Source organism: Bacillus cereus group sp. RP29 (assembly GCF_040459765.1).
GTDB classification, from domain to species: domain Bacteria; phylum Bacillota; class Bacilli; order Bacillales; family Bacillaceae_G; genus Bacillus_A; species Bacillus_A paranthracis.
In genome coordinates this window covers 3,811,516-3,829,104 of the sequence record NZ_JARVHN010000001.1, presented here as the reverse complement: position 1 = coordinate 3,829,104, position 17,589 = coordinate 3,811,516, and the positions used below count along the sequence as shown (strand labels likewise).

Below are 17,589 nucleotides of genomic sequence, written 5' to 3'. Positions count from 1 at the left end.
AAAACCACGCTAAGCAAATTTATATGAAAAAAGAGCCGTATTTTACTCCGTTAAGAGTAAATCGGCTCTTTTATATTCAAAGGGCGTAAGGATTGTAAACTTGTTGCATGTAATCCCTCAAACTTATATTCACCCAAGAAATTGATGTGTTCCCAACCTAAAGGCCATATATACGGCATTAAATCCTCTCGAAATTCGCCTGTATCTTTTAATTCTTCTACGGCTTTTTCCATATAGACCGTATTCCATACACTTATCGCATTAATAATAATATTAAGTGCACTGGCCCGTTGCAATTGATCTTGGAGGGCTCTTTCTCTAAACTCTCCGCTCTTTCCGAAAAATATAGCTCTGGCTAAGGCATTTGTGGCTTCGCCTTTATTTAAGCCTTTTTGTATTTTTCTCCTCACTGATTTACTCGAAATATAATCTAAGGTAAAGATCGTTTTTTCTATTCGACCCATTTCACCAAGGGCGGTCGCTAATTTATTTTGTCTTGCATAAGATCCAAGTTTCCCCATTATAAGTGAGCTAGATACTTTACCTGTTCTTACGGAGTATGCTAACCGTAAAACATCATTGTAATTTTCTTGAATAACCTTTAAATTAATTTTCCCTTTTAATAGTGACTGAACATTTGGATATTCTTGCACACCGTTAATAGTAAAAAGTTTTGTATCCATTAAGTCACGAATACGTGGTGCAAAGCGGAAGCCTAGAAGATGTGTTAATCCGAAAACTTGATCTGTATATCCGGCGGTATCTGTATAATGTTCTTCAATCATGAGGTCTGTTTCATGATGAAGTAAACCGTCAAGGACGTATAGTGCATCTCGGGCATTTGTATTAATTACTTTTAAATAGAAGGAAGCAAATTGATCACTTATAAACCTATAGATAGTTGCTCCTCTTCCTGTTCCATAATGCGGGTTTGAATCAGCATGTAAAGAGCGAACGCCAATAGGTACCCGCATTCCATCTGAAGACGATGTATTACCGTCTCCCCAATATGTTGCTAATTGTCGCCTGTGTTGAAAGTTAACTAGAACAGACTGAGCTCGAACCATAGCATCATCATACATTCTCCATTGTGCAGTGTTTGCCATTTGTCTATAAGAGATTCCAGGAGTAGCCTCTGCCATTTTTGTAAGACCAATATTTGTACCCATTGCCATCAGAGTTGCTAATACTACATTCTTCTCTTCTTTATCAGGAGATTTGTTCGTTGAAGCATGAATAAATTGCTCATGAAATCCAGTCCAGCTGGAAACTTCTAATAGTAAATCTGTGAGCTTTATTCTTGGTAACATATTATGTAGACGGATACTAAATGCTTTTGCTTCTTCTGGTGTCCCTTTATCTAACCTCTCCACATATAGCTTTCCTTGGCTGATATCAACACCTTCTAATTTTTCACTATTTTTTGATAACCAGTCCAAACGTTGGTTTAGCGAAGTAATCCTTTCTGTTAAGTACTCCTCGACCGTTAAAGGAACTGCCAAGTAATTTTCCGCATTTATTATGTTTCTCCAATCCTCTTCAGATATTAAGTAATCATCAAATGCCTTATGCTGTCTACTTCCTGAAACAAATACATCTCCTGATCTTATGTAATTTCGCAACTCTGTTAATGCTGCAAGTTCGTAATAATGTCGGTTAACATTCCCTTCGTCGTCATACACATGTTTTTGCCAGCGATTTGATACAAAATTCAAAGGTGCACTCATCGGTACTTTTCGCTTTCCGTTTATGTTTAAATCATGTATAGTATGAAGCGCTTGAAGTACTGGCTCTGCCGATTTAGTTGATCCAAACTGGAAGACCCTTAATAGGGTAGGCGCATACCGCCTGATATAAGAATATCTAGTCTCCAACAAATCTAAATAATCATAGCTTATAGGTCTTGATAACTGTTTGGCTTCCTCAACCGATTCCACCATTTTATCCCACGGCATAACGTCATCTAGAGCTGTAAAAGCATCTTTTCCTACTTCTTTCGCTTCAATAAGTGCTCCACATATCTTGATAAATTGTACAAGTTTTTCATTCAGTTTTTTACCATTTACTTTTTGCATCTCATCTTGTGCTTTTTTTCCTTTTAATTGAAGATTCATCATAATACGGTCGTGTATTTCAATTGCATAATCGATTAAATCTTGTGTAATTTCTAGCATAAAAGCAACTAAAATACTGTATCTTCTCACTTCATCAAACCTTCTAAAGGCATATGGTTCATATTTTGATCCTAATCTTGCAAGCTGCCGAAGGCGGTTGGAATTAATCTTGCTCGTATCAACTACAAGCCCTATATCTTTTACATATTCAAATCGCTCCACAACCTTGAGGAAAGACTCTGGTGATGGTTGAGAGGGAAGTTGTTTTAACCAAGCCAATGGCGAAATTCCATTATTTGTGGGTAGAAGTAAAGCATCTATTCTTTTCTTTTGCTCAGATGTTAAGTCATCATACAAAATACTGTATACTTTTTGATCTGCTTGCTGTTTGGCTTCCCAAACTATATTTTCAATTACATACATGGCAGGAAGAATAACTTTTGATTTCCGTAACATGGACAGTGCTATTTCAATTAAATGAAGTGAATTGCTGTTTTCCATAGCTTGTTGTGTGAGATGTTTCAACAGATTTTCTTCATGGCTAGAAGAAAAATTAGTGAAATTATACTCCTCACGAATTTCACTAAGATGCTCCCATAATGTGTTATTACGATTGGCATATTTAGAAAACCCTTCTGCAGGAATCTGTAGCTGTCTTGCGATATGCTTGATTACTGACATAGGAATATCGTTATACTCAGTTAAAGCCCATCCAGGATAACGAATTAATGCCAGTTGAAGAGCGAAACCTAAACGATTATATCCTCTACGATGCTTGAAGATTAAATGTAAGTCATGTTTAGAAAAGGTATGAAATGTTACCAAATCCCATTCTGTTAAACGTGATAAATCCATTAATTCATTTCGTTGTGCCTCCGACAGTAATTGTTTAACTCCCATTCTTTCTTTTTTCCTCTCTTTAAGAATTTATTTTTATTTTTTAGTTTAAATTGTTTAAAGTTATGGAGCGCAATGTTGTATATACGGTTAATAAAGATCTCTGCAGATGCTATAAGGGGACATGAGAATAGCCTTTATTATACAAATTATAGCATTTAACTAAGTATAATTTGATTAGTATATATCAAATGTAAAATCCCAGTCTTAATCCATAAAAAAAGAGCCCTATATCCCTTGGGCTCTACCATAAATTCGTATACAATAGTAGTCCTTCAAAACTAGTATTGTATGTATATAGTATTAATTTTTTTAAACTGCAGTAGATATAAATACAGAGTATACAGCACTTTGAGTAATTCCTGGAGTTATAAAAAGTGAGATAGCATCTGTCCTTGCAACTGGATTACCAGGTATTGTACTAGTCCATGTAACTGTTGCAGGGGCTACCACTGGATTAGGATTAAATACCTTTACAGGTTGTGCTCCAATATCAGTTGGTTTAATCGAAAACACTATAGTTCCAGTAATATTGGCTGTAAGTGTAAGCGTAATTGTAGAGACTATTTGACCAGCACCCGGTGAAGCTAGATTAGTAGGTACATTATCACATACTCGCAACAAATATACACCTGTACCTAAGTTATTTACATTTATAGAAGCAGAAAACGCAACAACACTACCAGCTCCTGCTGTTACATAAGGGAGCGTTTGTGAATCTGCACCAGGTGATCCTGCTATGCGCTGAAATCCCGCATTAGTACCACCAAAAAGGATAGCCTTTGTAGAAGTTGTTGCTGTAGCGCCAGTAGCTCCGGTAGGTCCTGTAGCTCCGGTAGGTCCTGTAGCTCCGGTAGGTCCTGTAGCTCCGGTAGGTCCTGTAGCTCCGGTAGGTCCTGTAGCTCCGGTAGGTCCTGTAACTCCCGTAGGACCAGTAGCTCCCGTAGGACCTGTAACTCCAGTAGGACCTGTAACTCCGGTAGAACCAGTGGCTCCTGTAGGACCAGTGGCTCCCGTAGGACCAGTAGCTCCCGTAGGACCTGTAACTCCAGTAGGTCCTGTAGAACCAGTTGTTCCGGTAGCTCCAGTAGGTCCTGTAATTCCCGTAGGACCTGTAACTCCGGTAGGTCCTGTAATTCCCGTAGGACCTGTATCTCCGGTAGGTCCTGTAGTTCCCGTAGAACCAGTGGCTCCGCTAGGACCGGTGGCTCCAGTAGGACCTGTAACTCCGGTAGAACCAGTGGCTCCCGTAGGACCAGTAGCTCCAGTAGGACCTGTAACTCCAGTAGGACCTGTAACTCCGGTAGAACCAGTGGCTCCAGTAGGACCAGTAGCTCCAGTGGGACCAGTAGCTCCGGTCGGACCGGTCGGTAGTGTAAATGGTGGAGTTGGCGGCAATGTAGGGCCTACAAGACTAGGATCAAACGCTGCAGCAGATATGAAATCAGCTTGGGCTAATTCGTTTGAATACTTTTTTTCATTCTCATCTGACATTATATACCTCCTTTCTCTTTAAAAAATTTATTTAATGTAGGGCTTGTACATACTATAAATTATAAAAGAAACAGTCTTTTCTAAAATAATTGAAAATATTCTTTGGATTTTCAAAGATTTATTTATTATTAATCAAGGTTAATCTCATTTGTATTTTATAAACAAATCCATTAAAAGAACTCTTACCAAAAACCAATATTTTTGTAACATTTCTCATCTTGCTTCTATTTCTATATTTATAAGGTTTTTTGAGTTGCAAAAAATAGTTACCAAAAGTATTACCAAATACCTTTACAATAAATGAACCTTCGGTACAATGTAAATATATGATTGTACAGGAGGAAGCAAATGATTATTGGTTATGCACGCGTATCTACTATCGATCAAAATTTAGATCGGCAAATCCATTCACTTACTGAATACGGATGTGAAAAAGTCATACAAGAGAAATTCACTGGAACGATTCGAGAAAGACAAGGTCTTATAAATTTGTTTGATGTGATAAGAAAAGGAGATACTGTTGTAGTTGAAAGTATCTCACGTTTAGGACGGAAAACATTAGATATCCTAAGTATTATCCAACAGTTCGAAGAAATAGGAGTTCAATTTGTATCATTGAAAGAGAATATGGATACAAGAACGCCTACAGGTAAGGCTATGTTGCAAATGATGTGTGTCATTGCAGAATTAGAAAGAAATTTAATTGCGGAACGAGTGAAAGAAGGATTAGAAGCAAGTAAGAAACGTGGAAAAAAATTAGGTAGACCCAAATTAGAAAAAGAAAAACTCTCAATTGCATTACGCATGTATGACAGTAAAGAATACTCTATTAAAGAAATTGTAGAAGGAACTGGTGTATCACAAGGTTCTCTTTATCGAGCAATTAATCAACGAAAACTCGAAGAAACACAGAGGTGACAAATCTCTGTGTTTTTACTTTGCGGTCTATGACTGCAACCCTGTCACTACCCCCATATTGGTGAAATAAAAGTGGGTTCAAGTCTTTAATTCAATACAAAAATGTCAATTCTATTATGGAATTGACATTTTTGTATTGAATGAGTAGCGTATTTTTGTCATATATAAGCAATGAAAATTGCATTGAATAGATAATAGCACAATTAGACATAAAGGGAAACTTAGATTTGTTTAGCATATAATTTTTGGAAAAACTAATTTGTTTTTATATTTGAAAGTATTACAAGCCTCGGCAAACATATAGATGGTTTTCATAAAACTCATGGTAAACCATTTCAATTTTCTTACTCAACGACTCCTGAATTTTCAATATTTACAATGTATTTCACTTTTACTGGTACTGTTTTATATATTTTGTTCCATTCTTTTAACTTAAATGATTTATAATGCTGTTTAAATTTAGAGCCTAAACCAAGTGGATCTACATTTAGATTTTGTAGTTTTTTTAGTAGCTTTTTACTATCTGTATTAAGTTGTTTTTCTATGTTCTTTGTTATTATCTCGAAATTCTTTTTATTTTCTAGACTTATTCTTTTTGAGACTTCTTGCAGACGAGCATCCACTTTAACTTGAATATAAAAAGATGGTTTTCCATTTTTAATCCGAACATGATAGGAAGGAGTGGAACGGATGTTGTTAATTAATACATAACCGCCGTGGCTTTTAAATTCTTGAGAGTTCAATCTATGTTTTTCAAGCAATCCTCTAAAAACAAACATCTCTTTTGGTTCCAATTTCCCTACATATGTTTCTTCATTGAAAAGAGCTAAACCTTGAATTTTTATTTTATCTTTTTGTTTTTTTAATATTGGCAGAAAATTATCTTGTCCTACTGTGTAATAGCGATTAGAGTTATGATGTAAATTATCATACGGTAATGAACCTGTTTCCATATTGTGTTCCAACAGATTTTTTATATAAATTGCAACATTAAAGTTATTTTGATATTTTCCAGAGAATAGATCATATCCATTACCTTCCAGTATCCCTAGATATATTGAGTGTCCTATACTACTATCTCGTAGAAGTGTATCATACGCTACCGCTATATCTTTTTTAGCTAATTTTTCTGTAAAAAGAGCAACACGTAATTGGCCAATGGCAAACGGCTGTGCAGATTCGAAAAAGGCATTTTCTCTTCCTTGTTTTACTGTGTTTGCAATATTCTCAAATACTTGAACTTTATGACCTTTTTGTTGAATAGGACAGACAATTGTTGCTTTTATTTTATCTTTTGTTGTATCGTATACAACGCCTTGAATTAATTGAACATCATCAATAAGAGACTTTTGCAAGCATCCTGTCATAAATATTAATGAAATACCAAATAGTATAATTTGTTTTGTGTAATTTTTTTCATATTCCCTCCATCCAGTCACAAATCAAATTGAAAAGTAACTCGTTGTAAGTTTTGGATTATATTGTATTAATTATTAAATTATAGGATTTGATTATTTATGATATTTTCCCATAATAATCACCATTATATGTATGTTTTTATTAAAACTACCAATAATAGCAATTATGTAAAAAGTAAACGAATACACGTATTTATCAAAAAATCCTAACCTTAATTATTTTCAAGATGGAAGAATCAAAAAAGGTATAGAGTATATACAGATAGATATGGAGATTTTAATGAACTCTCTTCAACTAGGACAAACATGTGAAATGTCCAACGCTTATGTAGGAAGGACTAATCGATAGCTTTTTATATAGCTTAAAGTAATTTTTAATCAAACTTTATCCTAAACCTACAGAAGAAACGCAACAGTAAAAAACTTTGCGTTTCTTTTTTATTGTTATATTTATTGGAAACTACTTTGCACTTCCCGGCACAGTTGCTCCTTCTCCCCCTAAAAGAAGGATTAGAAGCAAGTAAGAAACGTGGAAAAAGATTAGGTAGGCCTAAATTAGAAAAAGAAAAACTCTCAATTGCATTACGCATGTATGACAGTAAAGAATACTCTATTAAAGAAATTGTAGAAGGAACTGGTGTATCACAAGGTTCTTTTTATCGAGCAATTAATCAACCTCTAAGTTTTTCGATGCTCCCTTTACATATCCAAGAGCCAATTTACTCTTAACGGGGTAAAATACGGCTCTTTTCGCATATAAATTTGCTTAGCGTGGTTTTTTTCAAAAATGCTGGCGGTACCCCTTAAAGAGGGATAGCTCTTTTCTCGTATATATTTCTTTGTATTAGTGTAATCTAACTAAAAACTTACTGAAAAGGAAGTTTAATGGGTGAATTTGTTAAAGCTAGGGTTAGGCTACTCAAATTGATGGGACAAACAATTGGTATTGTAGGTGGTCATATAATTTGGGAATTGGTAGTGAATGCAATGATTATAAATCCGCTTTTATATAGTGCCACCTCGTAGTGATTAATATTTCAGTTGCTGCAGTTACTGTATTTTCACTTCCTCATATATAGCATCGTAATTCGGTATCGGATTTTAATTTTTGTGTTTTTGCTAATAGTGAATGATGTAGGATTACATGGGATTATTTTAGCTCTTATTGTACATATGATTCATTTTATAAATTTAAGATTGTTAGTGTTTTTTTACAACACCTATTGCTTCTTCACCTTAAAGGGATAGGAAGGAAGAAATTATTCGTCTCCCAAAATCGACGTTGAAAGAAAGACGAGAAGTTTGCAAATAATAGATTCTAAAATACGTTCAAGGGAACAAGATAGTGCAATGCAAACTTTATTTTTAAAAGGTTGGGTTGATATGAAGTTTGTTGAGCTAGTACCTTTCCAGTTTTTTATTTTATATAAAATGGAGGAATCGTTGGAGTGAAATACCTTTTTAAAATTATTATAGTTACGCTTTTAGTTGGATCTATCAGCGGTTGCTCCGAGTTAGTAGAAATAGAAGAAAGGGGATTTGTAGTAGGAGCTGCTTATGATATTGTGAAGGAAAAGCAATCAAATCCAATTATGAAAGGGACCTATCAAGTGGTACTCCCTCATGTGGCACAACAAGGTGGACAGGGTGATGGAGATAGTGGTAATTTTATTAATGTGAGTGCAAAGGCAGATAGCGTTTTTGAACAAATACAAATTATCGCTAAAAAAATCAGTCGTACATTGTTCTTCCCGCATATACAAGTAATTATTTTTTCTGAAGAGTTACTCTCGAATCCATATATTTTACAGAATACGTTAGATGTATATATTCGAGATCATGAAATGAGACGAAATATCCGTCTATTCGTTACTGAGGAAAATGCAGAAGCTGTATTGAATCAAAGTGCAAAACCTGAAAATTTACCGGCACAGTATATTGATATGTTAGCTGAACATCCTCCGAAAAACGCTCAAATGGTTGGGGCTGCAAGAATTGGTGATGTGCAGGAAAAGATTATTTCAAAACGAAGTTTTGTATTACCTATCTTAAAGTTAACAGAACAGGGGATACAAATGGGAGGGGCTGCACTGTTTCGTGGAAAAGATAACAAGTATATTGGAACGTTAAGCGGGGAACAAACAATGGGAATTAATTATATAATAGGCAGAAAAATAGGAGGTTTCTTTACCATACGTAAAAAAAATCAGCTTATTACATATGAAATTCATAAGTTGCACCGAAAAATAAAGATATTTACTGAAAATACCTTAAAACCGAAATTTGATATTCATTTATCCTTGGAGGGTACATTGGCTGAGTTGCACTTTAATGATCATAAAAGGGGTCTGAATGAAAAGCGTTTAGAGAAGGATATTTCGAGGGAAATGGAGAAGCGCATCCAAAAATCAATTAAGCTTGTTCAAAAAAAATATAAGGTAGATGTATTAGAACTAGGAGAAGTGTATAAGCGGCATAATTATAAAGAATGGAAAAAAATCAGTAAGAATTGGGATCAAGGAAAAAATTATTTTAGTGATGCCGAAATTACTGTTCATGTTCATCCGACTATTGAACATTCAGGTTCAGCTTTACCCAAGAGAGTAAAATAAAGTGATTTCTGCCTTTACGTATTAGACATTAACTGCACAATGTTATTAGTGGGAAGACAATAATGGGAAAAAATATCCCAAAGGGTAGTAGAAGCTGTTGAATTATATAATTATAAACAAACAGTGTCGCTCGAACAGATTAACTTTCCATGACAGAAACAACTGAGATAGTAATAGGCGCAGACCTATCAACATCCATTACAAAGGCAATACCCGTTACTAAAAGCACATCTTGCAAAATATTAAGTAAAGTAGTATTTCAAGTACAAAAAGGAAATGTAAAATGAAGATTCGTTGTTAGAGGGAGATTATATGAATTTTATTTGAGAATCATTTATTTTAATCTTGAGTGGTATTCTTTTATTACGAATAGCATGTAGAGAGTTTACTTCGCAGATGACATTAGCACAAGCTGTAGTAATGATTTCTATTGGTACAGTTATTGTACGACCTATAGTAGAAAAAAGTGTATTAAAGGCAATTGTAAGTTCATTTATATTTGTCATTTCAGTGGTTATTATAGAATATCTACAATTAAAATCTAATGCATTCCAGGAGTTTATTACTGGTAAGCGTAAAACAGTGATTAAAAATGGTATTTTAAATGTTTCTAACTTGAAGAAAATGCGTTTAACAGTAGGTCAATTAGAAATGACGTTACGTAACTAAGGAATTTCAAAGGTTAGAGATGTAAAAACAGCAACACTAGAACCCAATGGTCAATTAGAGTATGAATTAGAAGCGGATGCTAAGCCGTTAACAGTATGAGTCTTAAAAGGATTAATTTAACCCCAATTTTCAAATCAAAATATACTATCAGATAACCCAACAGACTTACAATCAAAAAATAATAATTCAAATATACTTCAAGAGAAGGATGTATAATCTGATTTTAAAAATCATGATTTGAAGTAAGAAATAAAAAATGCAGCTAGCGAAACCTAAATGCTCCCACAAACACTGCAACAAAGGACCACTTCACAAAGTATGTGTAAATACCAGTTTATACCACCCTAATCTTAAAAAAGTACCAGTTATAAATAAAAGATTTTTAAGTATCGTAAATGTTACTTTCATCTTATATACTCCTGTTAAAAAGTTTCTATAATAGAGCAGTCAGTAAAACTAATTTGACTTGTCATACATGCTTATCAGGCTAAGTTTAGGTTTTCTATGAACTATATAAAAATAGGTTGTTTTAAGTAAGTTATGTTGCGTTAGCAACTTAATTTGAATAGTTTTCCTCACTTTAATGCAACACAAATGACATTGTGTCGCATTAAACGACCTTATCGTTGTTCAAATCACTTATTTTCATGTCAGGATTTTAACGTGGGGGTTTTCAGAAGTGATGTCCCCTTCTATAAGTTTTATATAACAAAGAAAAAATCATCTACTTTCGTGGATACTTCATCGTATTTAATTAAATGAAAGTAAACCTTTGGGTAAAATTCAATTGGATTTTAACTAAATTTGTAATGAATTTCTCAATACAGATATACTGCCTAATTACGGGTATAATATTCAAAATTAACAAAAAGTAGGTTATGATATAAATATGATAGTTATCCTTTTGTTTACTCCTTGTGCTAAAGATAAGATTATGTTCCCTGATCTTATCTTTTTATTTTTGGATTTTAGATACAAAAAGGAACCTTTAATAGCTTAAAACTACCCTGTCACTAGGCTAGAAAGATGAAAAGCTTCAAATCCCGGTCTCTACGCAGCAGATTAAAGTAGTAAAAATTACTTGAAGGAAAACGCTTGGACGTAAATTAGAAGTACCAGGAAATATACAGCAAAGAGAACTAAATGGGTTATATATTATAATAACATCGGAAGCAATGAGAGATACCAAGAGAACATAGGGAAATTCTTTGGGAATGATATGGTTATAAAAACATAAGCACTTGAAGGGATCCCTTGTGTATCTAAACATTTGCCAAACAAATAAATGATGTTAGGATGTAGAAAAGGTACACTAACAAGGAGAAGTGATTATGCCAAAAGCTTTCTATATGAATATTAATGATTACGAGAGACCTGCAGATATATTGCGGATGCTTGGACATCCCATGCGTTTGATGATAGTTCGAGAATTAATTTTAAAAGGTCCATTAAATGTATCCCAGTTACAGAAGCTACTACGTGTTCCACAATCTACAATGTCACAGCAATTAATAAAGTTAAAACAGTTTAAGATGGTTTCCTATGACCGAAAAGGAAATGAGATTTATTATATAGTGAGTGACGAAAAAGTGATTGAGAGTATGAAGGGATTAGAATGTTTGCAACAGTGGACGTAAGAAGATATGAAAAATCTCCTTATTTCTATAGTAGGGGTAGCGTCAGGAAAATGCGGATTTACAACGTTAAGGAATTCAATATAAAAAAGCCTAATTTCTCGGTGTTGCAAGAGCTTAGGCCTTTTTAAAAAACTATAAATACCGTTTGAATTAATATTAGGATCCATCTTGGTACTTCAACTTTCCGGAGTTAACTAAATTAACTTTAACTTTTAAATTCTTTGTACTGTGTTCATTTAAGTAAAACGAGTCTGTTTTTACTTCTTCTTTCCATTTTCTTGGATTCTGACGGTATAATGATTCACCTAATTTGTAGATATCTGCATTTATTTCTATTCCTTTTTCAAAGGATTTTAGAATTTCTAATTTGATAATATCTTCAGTTTTTGTAATCAACTCGTTATCACTAATTTCCTTGATCTTCTCATTTATTCCAGCTTGAACTTCAACTCGAATATTAAAAAGTATGGGCTTACTACTCATAATAGGGGAAATTGTAATCTTAGGTTTCTCTATCACTACGGAAACAACAGCGCTATCATTCTCAATAATCCACACAGGAGATCGAACGTTTTTTTCATCCATCCATCTTAGACCGTTTAAATCAGTCTCAGAAAGCCATCCTTCTAAGCGATTATTCCTTACAAAGAACGCTCCATCATTTCTTAATAATGGTGCTTTTTTGGATTCTTCTTTCCAATTTTCTGTTGAAATTTTAAGTGATGGGATATAAGCAGTTTGCCCCATCGGATCACTATCTCTAATAAATTGATAAAATTGTTTAGGTTGTATGTAAGACCGTTGTTTATACCTTTCCTTTGGTTCATGGAGAATGGTAGACAACCCCGATAATGTAAAAAAGGCTTTTGTTTTAAGTATATCATCAATGGGTTCCTTTGTAGCGTATAAGAGAATATTATAGCGTATTTCTCGGTACCGATTAATAAAATCAATAGAGTCTTTAATATCTTGTCTGAGCAGTCTTTCGCTTAATATTATTGTAGATACATGTCCCCAAAAAAGTCTTTGTTGAGCATCCTTATATAATTGATTTAATGCTTCCGTAATGGTAAAACCTTCACCTCTTCCTATCCACACTGGTGGTTGTTTATCAGGTCTAGCCCCCTCTAACTTAGCAACGTTAGAAAAGTCAAGTAACTGAGCATAAGCTATATATTTTCCTTCTTTAAAATCTATACCAAGAGCTGCAACATAATAAATATCTTGAACTTCTTTAATATTCCAACATCCAGATAACATTGCACTAGTGATAAGCATCATAATTATTAGTTTTATTTTGTGCAGCTTCACTGTTTTCCTTCTCCTTCGTCCGTTTTAGAACTATCATTGGTTCGGAGATAATCAACTCTATGTCTATAACTTCTCCACGGTAAACGAAACAATCCCTTGAAAAAATCTGAACTAGATTTTGGGAAAACTAAAGCTAAGTAAGGGATTCCAAAGGAACGTAATCTTGAGATATAAAGAACGATTACGAATCCGGCAAGCATAAATCCATATAACCCCATCAAAATTGAACATAATAGTACAAACCCTCTGAGTATGGATACTGCTCCTGCTAATATTTGGTTTACTAAGGTATATCCCGCAATAGCAGATAAAGCAGTAATAACAATGACAGAAGGGGAGATAAAACCCGAACGGATTGCAGCATCCCCAATGATTAGTCCGCCTACCACTGAAAGGGTTTGACCAAGGGGGGAGGGTAATCTTTGACCGGCTTCACGGAACATCTCAAAAAGGAACAAAACAATTATAAGCTCAAGTGGTGCTGGAAATGGTAGACCTGATCTTGCAACAGTCACAGTCGCAAGAAGAGGGAAAGGAATTTGATCTTGGTGATAAGCAAGTAATGCCATCCAAAATCCGGGTAGGAAGACAGCTAAAAGAAATCCTATCCACCGATAAAAGCGTGCAAATGATACAGTTAGAAAATTAAAGTGGGAATCTTCTGCAGCTTTTATTAAAAAAGTTATAGTAACAGGAGCGATAATAACAATTGGGGAGCCATCAATTATAATCACTACTCTACCTTGCAATAAGCATTCCACTGCAAAATCTGGTCTAGCTGTATCACCACAAAGAGGAAAAATAGATAAAGATTGTTTCGATACCATCTCTTGAATTTGAGTTGAACTAATTACGCCATCGATATCAATTAAAGTTAGACATTCTCGAATGTTATCTAAAATCTCTAAATTAACTACATCTTTTAAATATAATATCCCTATTTGAGTTTGGGTCCGTTTACCTAACGTCAACGTTTGATAAGACAAGGTGGGATGTCTTAATCTTTTACGAATAAGTGCCACGTTTGTTGAAATATCTTCAATAAAATTGTCTCTTGGCCCACGTACGGATATTTCGTAATTAGACTGTTCAGTAGAACGGTTTGGTTTATTTGAAGCATTGACAGAAAAAAAGGTAAGCGACTTAGGAAAATACAGAACTAAATTTCCGTTAAATATTTCCAAAGAGATAGACTCTAACCCTTCTCCCACTTTTAAAGGTGTCCACTCTAGCTCTTGTTGATACTTATGGATTTCTTCCTTTAAGAAAAGATATTGATGTTTTTGAGCTATTTTTTCTAATTGAGGAATAACAATCTGATTTATTTGTTTTTTGTCCACTAAACTTTCGCAATAAATGAAAAAGGTCTCAACAGCTTTTTCTTCACTCCCAATTTTATGGAGAACAACTTTGACATCCTCACTATTTTGATATGTTGAACGTATTTTTTCCTCATTTAATATTGGATTTGGTTTATAGATAGAAAATTTTCCATTACCCTCTTTTTTTGTATTCTGATTCCATCTTCGCAAGGATTATCTCTCCTTTCCTCTTTTTAGAAAAACTAAAAGTCCTAATACTATTGAAAAGGAAAGTAAAAATAAAAAAGTTAAATGAAAATAAACATTTTGTAAAAAACGAACAAATTCGATATCACTTATAGGAAGAAGAACAGCCACAAATGTAATTAGTGAACTGATTCCTATTAATACATTCCTTTTTTTCTCGTTTTTAAATGAAAATAATTGTCCAATAATATATAAACCAAAACTAATCCTAATAAATCCACCTGATAACCATTGGTAAATTGAAAAGAAATCTACATGTTCGATATACTTTCCTATCTTCAATAATCTCCATTCTTCGTAAGCAGGATACCTCTGATTAGAAGCCTCTTCAGGTCCAAAAATAGCAATAGAACCCAATAAAGGTCCAAGCGTTAAGCCTATCAATACTAAGCCGAGCATAATAAAACTCCGTGACTTGATATTCATTTTTAATTTATGTTGAATAAAAAATATTAAAGTCACTTCTAGCAGAGAACCTAAACTATAGACGGTTCCTTTGATAACGGGTGTCAATCCATTCTCAAGGATAGGGAATAATTGAGAATAATCCTTATGAGGAAAATTAAGACTCATAACGAAAAAGCCTAATGCAACAACAAATACTAATAAAAAACCTGAGAGAATAGATAAGGTTGTAAAGGTAGAAGTTGCAGCAAAAAAGCAGATAACTAAAAATAGCATTGCTAATATAGGCGCAGGACTTTGTGGGAAATAGGATGTAACGGTCCATACAATCATATCCTTTAAGGTAACTCCAATAAATAAGAGGATAAATATATATATTAAAAAACATAATCCCCTTGCAATAATTTTGCCAAAATGGTTATTTAACCATGAATACAGATGTGTATGGTCTAATTTTTTCATAATAAATTGAATAAAAAGTAACCAACCGAGAATGAATCCTCCAGATAAGAGGACAGAAATCCACGAATCCCTCTTTGAGATCGCTAATAACATAGGAATTACCATTACGTGATTCATTAAGCCAATACTCATCATAAACAAAACAAATACTTGTGAAAAATTTGCTTTATGTGATTGCATTGTTAAACCTACTATCTGATTAGGATTTAATAATTAATGAGCAAATAAAATAAAATTTATTTCTAGGTTACTCAAAGGTATTCTTTCCATTTATTAATTAATTATCCATAAAACACCTCATATTATACTCATTAGCATCAAACCATCCCCACACGGTTTGGAATATTTTTGCGATAATCTCCTAAAGGAAGCGCTTCAGGTAAATGGTGATTACAACAATAAGGAAATTTCAATATAAAAAGCCTTATTTCTCGCCAACTTAATCGAGAAATAAGGCTTTTTTGTTCACTATAAACAGAGTTCTATTATTGAATATGTAAATTACTTAGGGATGACAGGAACCCAGAGTTCATGTCTTGGTTTATGATTCGGCCCGTAATAACATTCTATACATGGTAAATTTGCAAGTTCGTACTCGGAGGTAGGGACCCACTCGGAATATAATCGTTTCCATGCATCTACTATGTTCGGAAAAACTGCCCATGTACTTGCGGGAAGAATAAGCGTCTCCATATTTGAGGGGGGGTCACCATCGTATCTTACGCCCATGAAATAGGAAAACTTTTCATCTGTGATGGCTGCTTCTTTTCCGCAAACCCCCAGAAGGCTTTCAAGCGTGCATTTTGGGTTTTCCCATGACATATCTACTAGTTCTTGCATAAATCCATCTTTTTTCGCAGTGTTCCAAAGCGTAGGGATTGTTTTAAATGCTCTGCTTGTTTTTACTGGCTTGCTTTTTCCGACAATTCTTAATTCAAAATCAAGGTTTTCAATTCTGTAGTCCATCTCGGTATCTCCTTTAATAGAAATTTGAAAGGAAATTTTGGGAAAGGCTTTTAACTGTACCCCTCTATTACGAGCATTGGAAGGGGTTACCCCATGCATTTTTTGAAAAGCACGTGAGAAAGTATCAGAAGAAATATAACCATATTTAATTGCCACATCGATGATCCGAATATCACTTTTTTGAATTTCAAATGCTGCAAGTGTTAACCGTCTTCGTCTAATATATTCTGATAGCGATACACCTGAGATTGAAGAGAACATTCTTGAAAAATGAAACTCAGAACAGTTAGCTGCTTTTGCAATCTCTTTGTAGTCTATTTCTTCATCCAGGCTATTTTCAATGTAGTTTAACGCATTGTTCATTCTTTCTAGCCAATCCATAAGTTTACTCCCTTTCAATATTTACTTTAAAACAAAATAGATAATAATTACCGACATTTCATGCCTAAAAATGTTGGTGAAAAAATACACCTTTTGATAGAATCAGGACAAACTATTTGTTTCTTTCCGATAGATTTCTATATAATGAAGCCCTAGATACATTAGTAATTTCACAAATTTGATTTACAGTCATGCCGCCTTCTTTATATAGTTTTACTGCATAATTCATCCCTGCGTGATTTTTATGATACTTCTTTAAACGCCCCTTAAACTTTCCTTCTTTCTTTGCTAACTCAATCCCTTCACGTTGACGCATACGGATAAGGTCGCGCTCTAATTGGTTCACACCAGCCATTACTGTAATTAAGAATTGGCTGTATGGATTATCCTCTGATAAATTTAGCCATGTATCCTTGAGTGATTTTAAGCTTGCCTTTTTCCTTCGTATTAAATCAATCAATTCAAATAAATCCTGCGTACTCCGAGTGATCCGAGTTAAGTCTGTAACATAAATAATGTCGCCTTCCTGTAAATCCTGCAACATTTTTTGAAGTTGCTCGCGATTCTTTGTTGCACCAGAAACTTTTTCTTCAAAAATAATATCCATCCCGATTTCGTTTAATTGCTGAAATTGCCTTGAAGGATTTTGGTTAGTCGAACTGACACGTATATAACCAATTTTCCGCAAAATATCACCTCATTTTTGAGATAAGTCTTATGAGACACTCTTAACTATG

Annotated in this window: 12 protein-coding genes and 3 pseudogenes; 7 read left to right on the top strand and 8 right to left on the bottom strand. The window is 34.1% G+C overall.

The features are described 5' to 3' along the window. Positions 1–50: 50 nt before the first annotated feature. A complete protein-coding gene (locus tag QCI47_RS20220; RefSeq protein WP_000538374.1) occupies positions 51–3,014 on the bottom strand; it encodes a Tn3 family transposase in 2,964 nt (987 codons plus the stop codon). Between the two features lie 309 nt (positions 3,015–3,323). Then, positions 3,324–4,505 (bottom strand): exosporium leader peptide-containing protein, encoded by a 1,182-nt coding sequence (locus QCI47_RS20215; protein ID WP_001278806.1) that lies wholly within the window; start codon positions 4,503–4,505, stop codon positions 3,324–3,326. Positions 4,506–4,853: 348 nt separating this feature from the next. On the opposite strand from QCI47_RS20215, the gene QCI47_RS20210 reads away from it, so the two are divergent. Then, positions 4,854–5,423, top strand: a complete 570-nt coding sequence (locus tag QCI47_RS20210) for a recombinase family protein (RefSeq protein WP_000583544.1) — start codon at positions 4,854–4,856, stop codon at positions 5,421–5,423. A gap of 344 nt (positions 5,424–5,767) precedes the next feature. On the opposite strand, the gene QCI47_RS20205 is transcribed toward QCI47_RS20210, so the two are convergent. Next, a complete protein-coding gene (locus QCI47_RS20205; RefSeq protein ID WP_483299105.1) occupies positions 5,768–6,790 on the bottom strand; it encodes a Ger(x)C family spore germination protein in 1,023 nt (340 codons plus the stop codon). Between the two features lie 230 nt (positions 6,791–7,020). On the opposite strand from QCI47_RS20205, the pseudogene QCI47_RS20200 reads away from it, so the two are divergent. From QCI47_RS20200 to QCI47_RS20175, 6 genes and pseudogenes are all read left to right on the top strand, one after another. Beyond that, positions 7,021–7,187: pseudogene (locus QCI47_RS20200) on the top strand (IS4 family transposase); the annotation flags it as partial. A 152-nt stretch (positions 7,188–7,339) separates the two neighbouring features. Beyond that, positions 7,340–7,570: pseudogene (locus QCI47_RS20195) on the top strand (helix-turn-helix domain-containing protein); the annotation flags it as partial. A 719-nt stretch (positions 7,571–8,289) separates the two neighbouring features. Continuing rightward, complete coding sequence (locus QCI47_RS20190) at positions 8,290–9,453, top strand: Ger(x)C family spore germination protein (protein WP_000876124.1); 1,164 nt, start codon at positions 8,290–8,292, stop codon at positions 9,451–9,453. A gap of 149 nt (positions 9,454–9,602) precedes the next feature. Then, entirely contained in the window at positions 9,603–9,740 is a 138-nt protein-coding gene (locus QCI47_RS20185) for a hypothetical protein (protein WP_012614910.1), read from the top strand. Positions 9,741–9,849: 109 nt separating this feature from the next. Further along, a pseudogene (locus QCI47_RS20180) lies at positions 9,850–10,221 on the top strand (DUF421 domain-containing protein). Positions 10,222–11,453: 1,232 nt separating this feature from the next. Continuing rightward, a complete protein-coding gene (locus QCI47_RS20175; protein ID WP_001123520.1) occupies positions 11,454–11,759 on the top strand; it encodes an ArsR/SmtB family transcription factor in 306 nt (101 codons plus the stop codon). Positions 11,760–11,915: 156 nt separating this feature from the next. Here the strand turns inward: QCI47_RS20175 and QCI47_RS20170 are convergent, their stop codons facing one another. The 5 genes from QCI47_RS20170 to QCI47_RS20150 form a co-directional block, all read right to left on the bottom strand. Beyond that, on the bottom strand, positions 11,916–13,070 hold the full coding sequence (locus QCI47_RS20170) for a Ger(x)C family spore germination protein (protein WP_353811935.1): 1,155 nt from the start codon (positions 13,068–13,070) through the stop codon (positions 11,916–11,918). Next, positions 13,067–14,602: a spore germination protein gene (locus tag QCI47_RS20165; protein WP_001255449.1), complete on the bottom strand. Its 1,536-nt coding sequence runs from the start codon at positions 14,600–14,602 to the stop codon at positions 13,067–13,069. Before QCI47_RS20165 ends, QCI47_RS20170 begins: the two co-directional genes overlap by 4 nt. 3 nt (positions 14,603–14,605) lie before the next feature. Next, positions 14,606–15,685, bottom strand: coding sequence for a GerAB/ArcD/ProY family transporter (locus QCI47_RS20160; protein ID WP_001190587.1), 1,080 nt, complete (start codon positions 15,683–15,685; stop codon positions 14,606–14,608). 321 nt (positions 15,686–16,006) lie between these two features. Then, a complete protein-coding gene (locus QCI47_RS20155) occupies positions 16,007–16,852 on the bottom strand; it encodes an AraC family transcriptional regulator (protein WP_000383879.1) in 846 nt (281 codons plus the stop codon). A gap of 112 nt (positions 16,853–16,964) precedes the next feature. Next, positions 16,965–17,540, bottom strand: a complete 576-nt coding sequence (locus tag QCI47_RS20150; RefSeq protein WP_001226074.1) for a recombinase family protein — start codon at positions 17,538–17,540, stop codon at positions 16,965–16,967. Between the last annotated feature and the right edge of the window lie 49 nt (positions 17,541–17,589).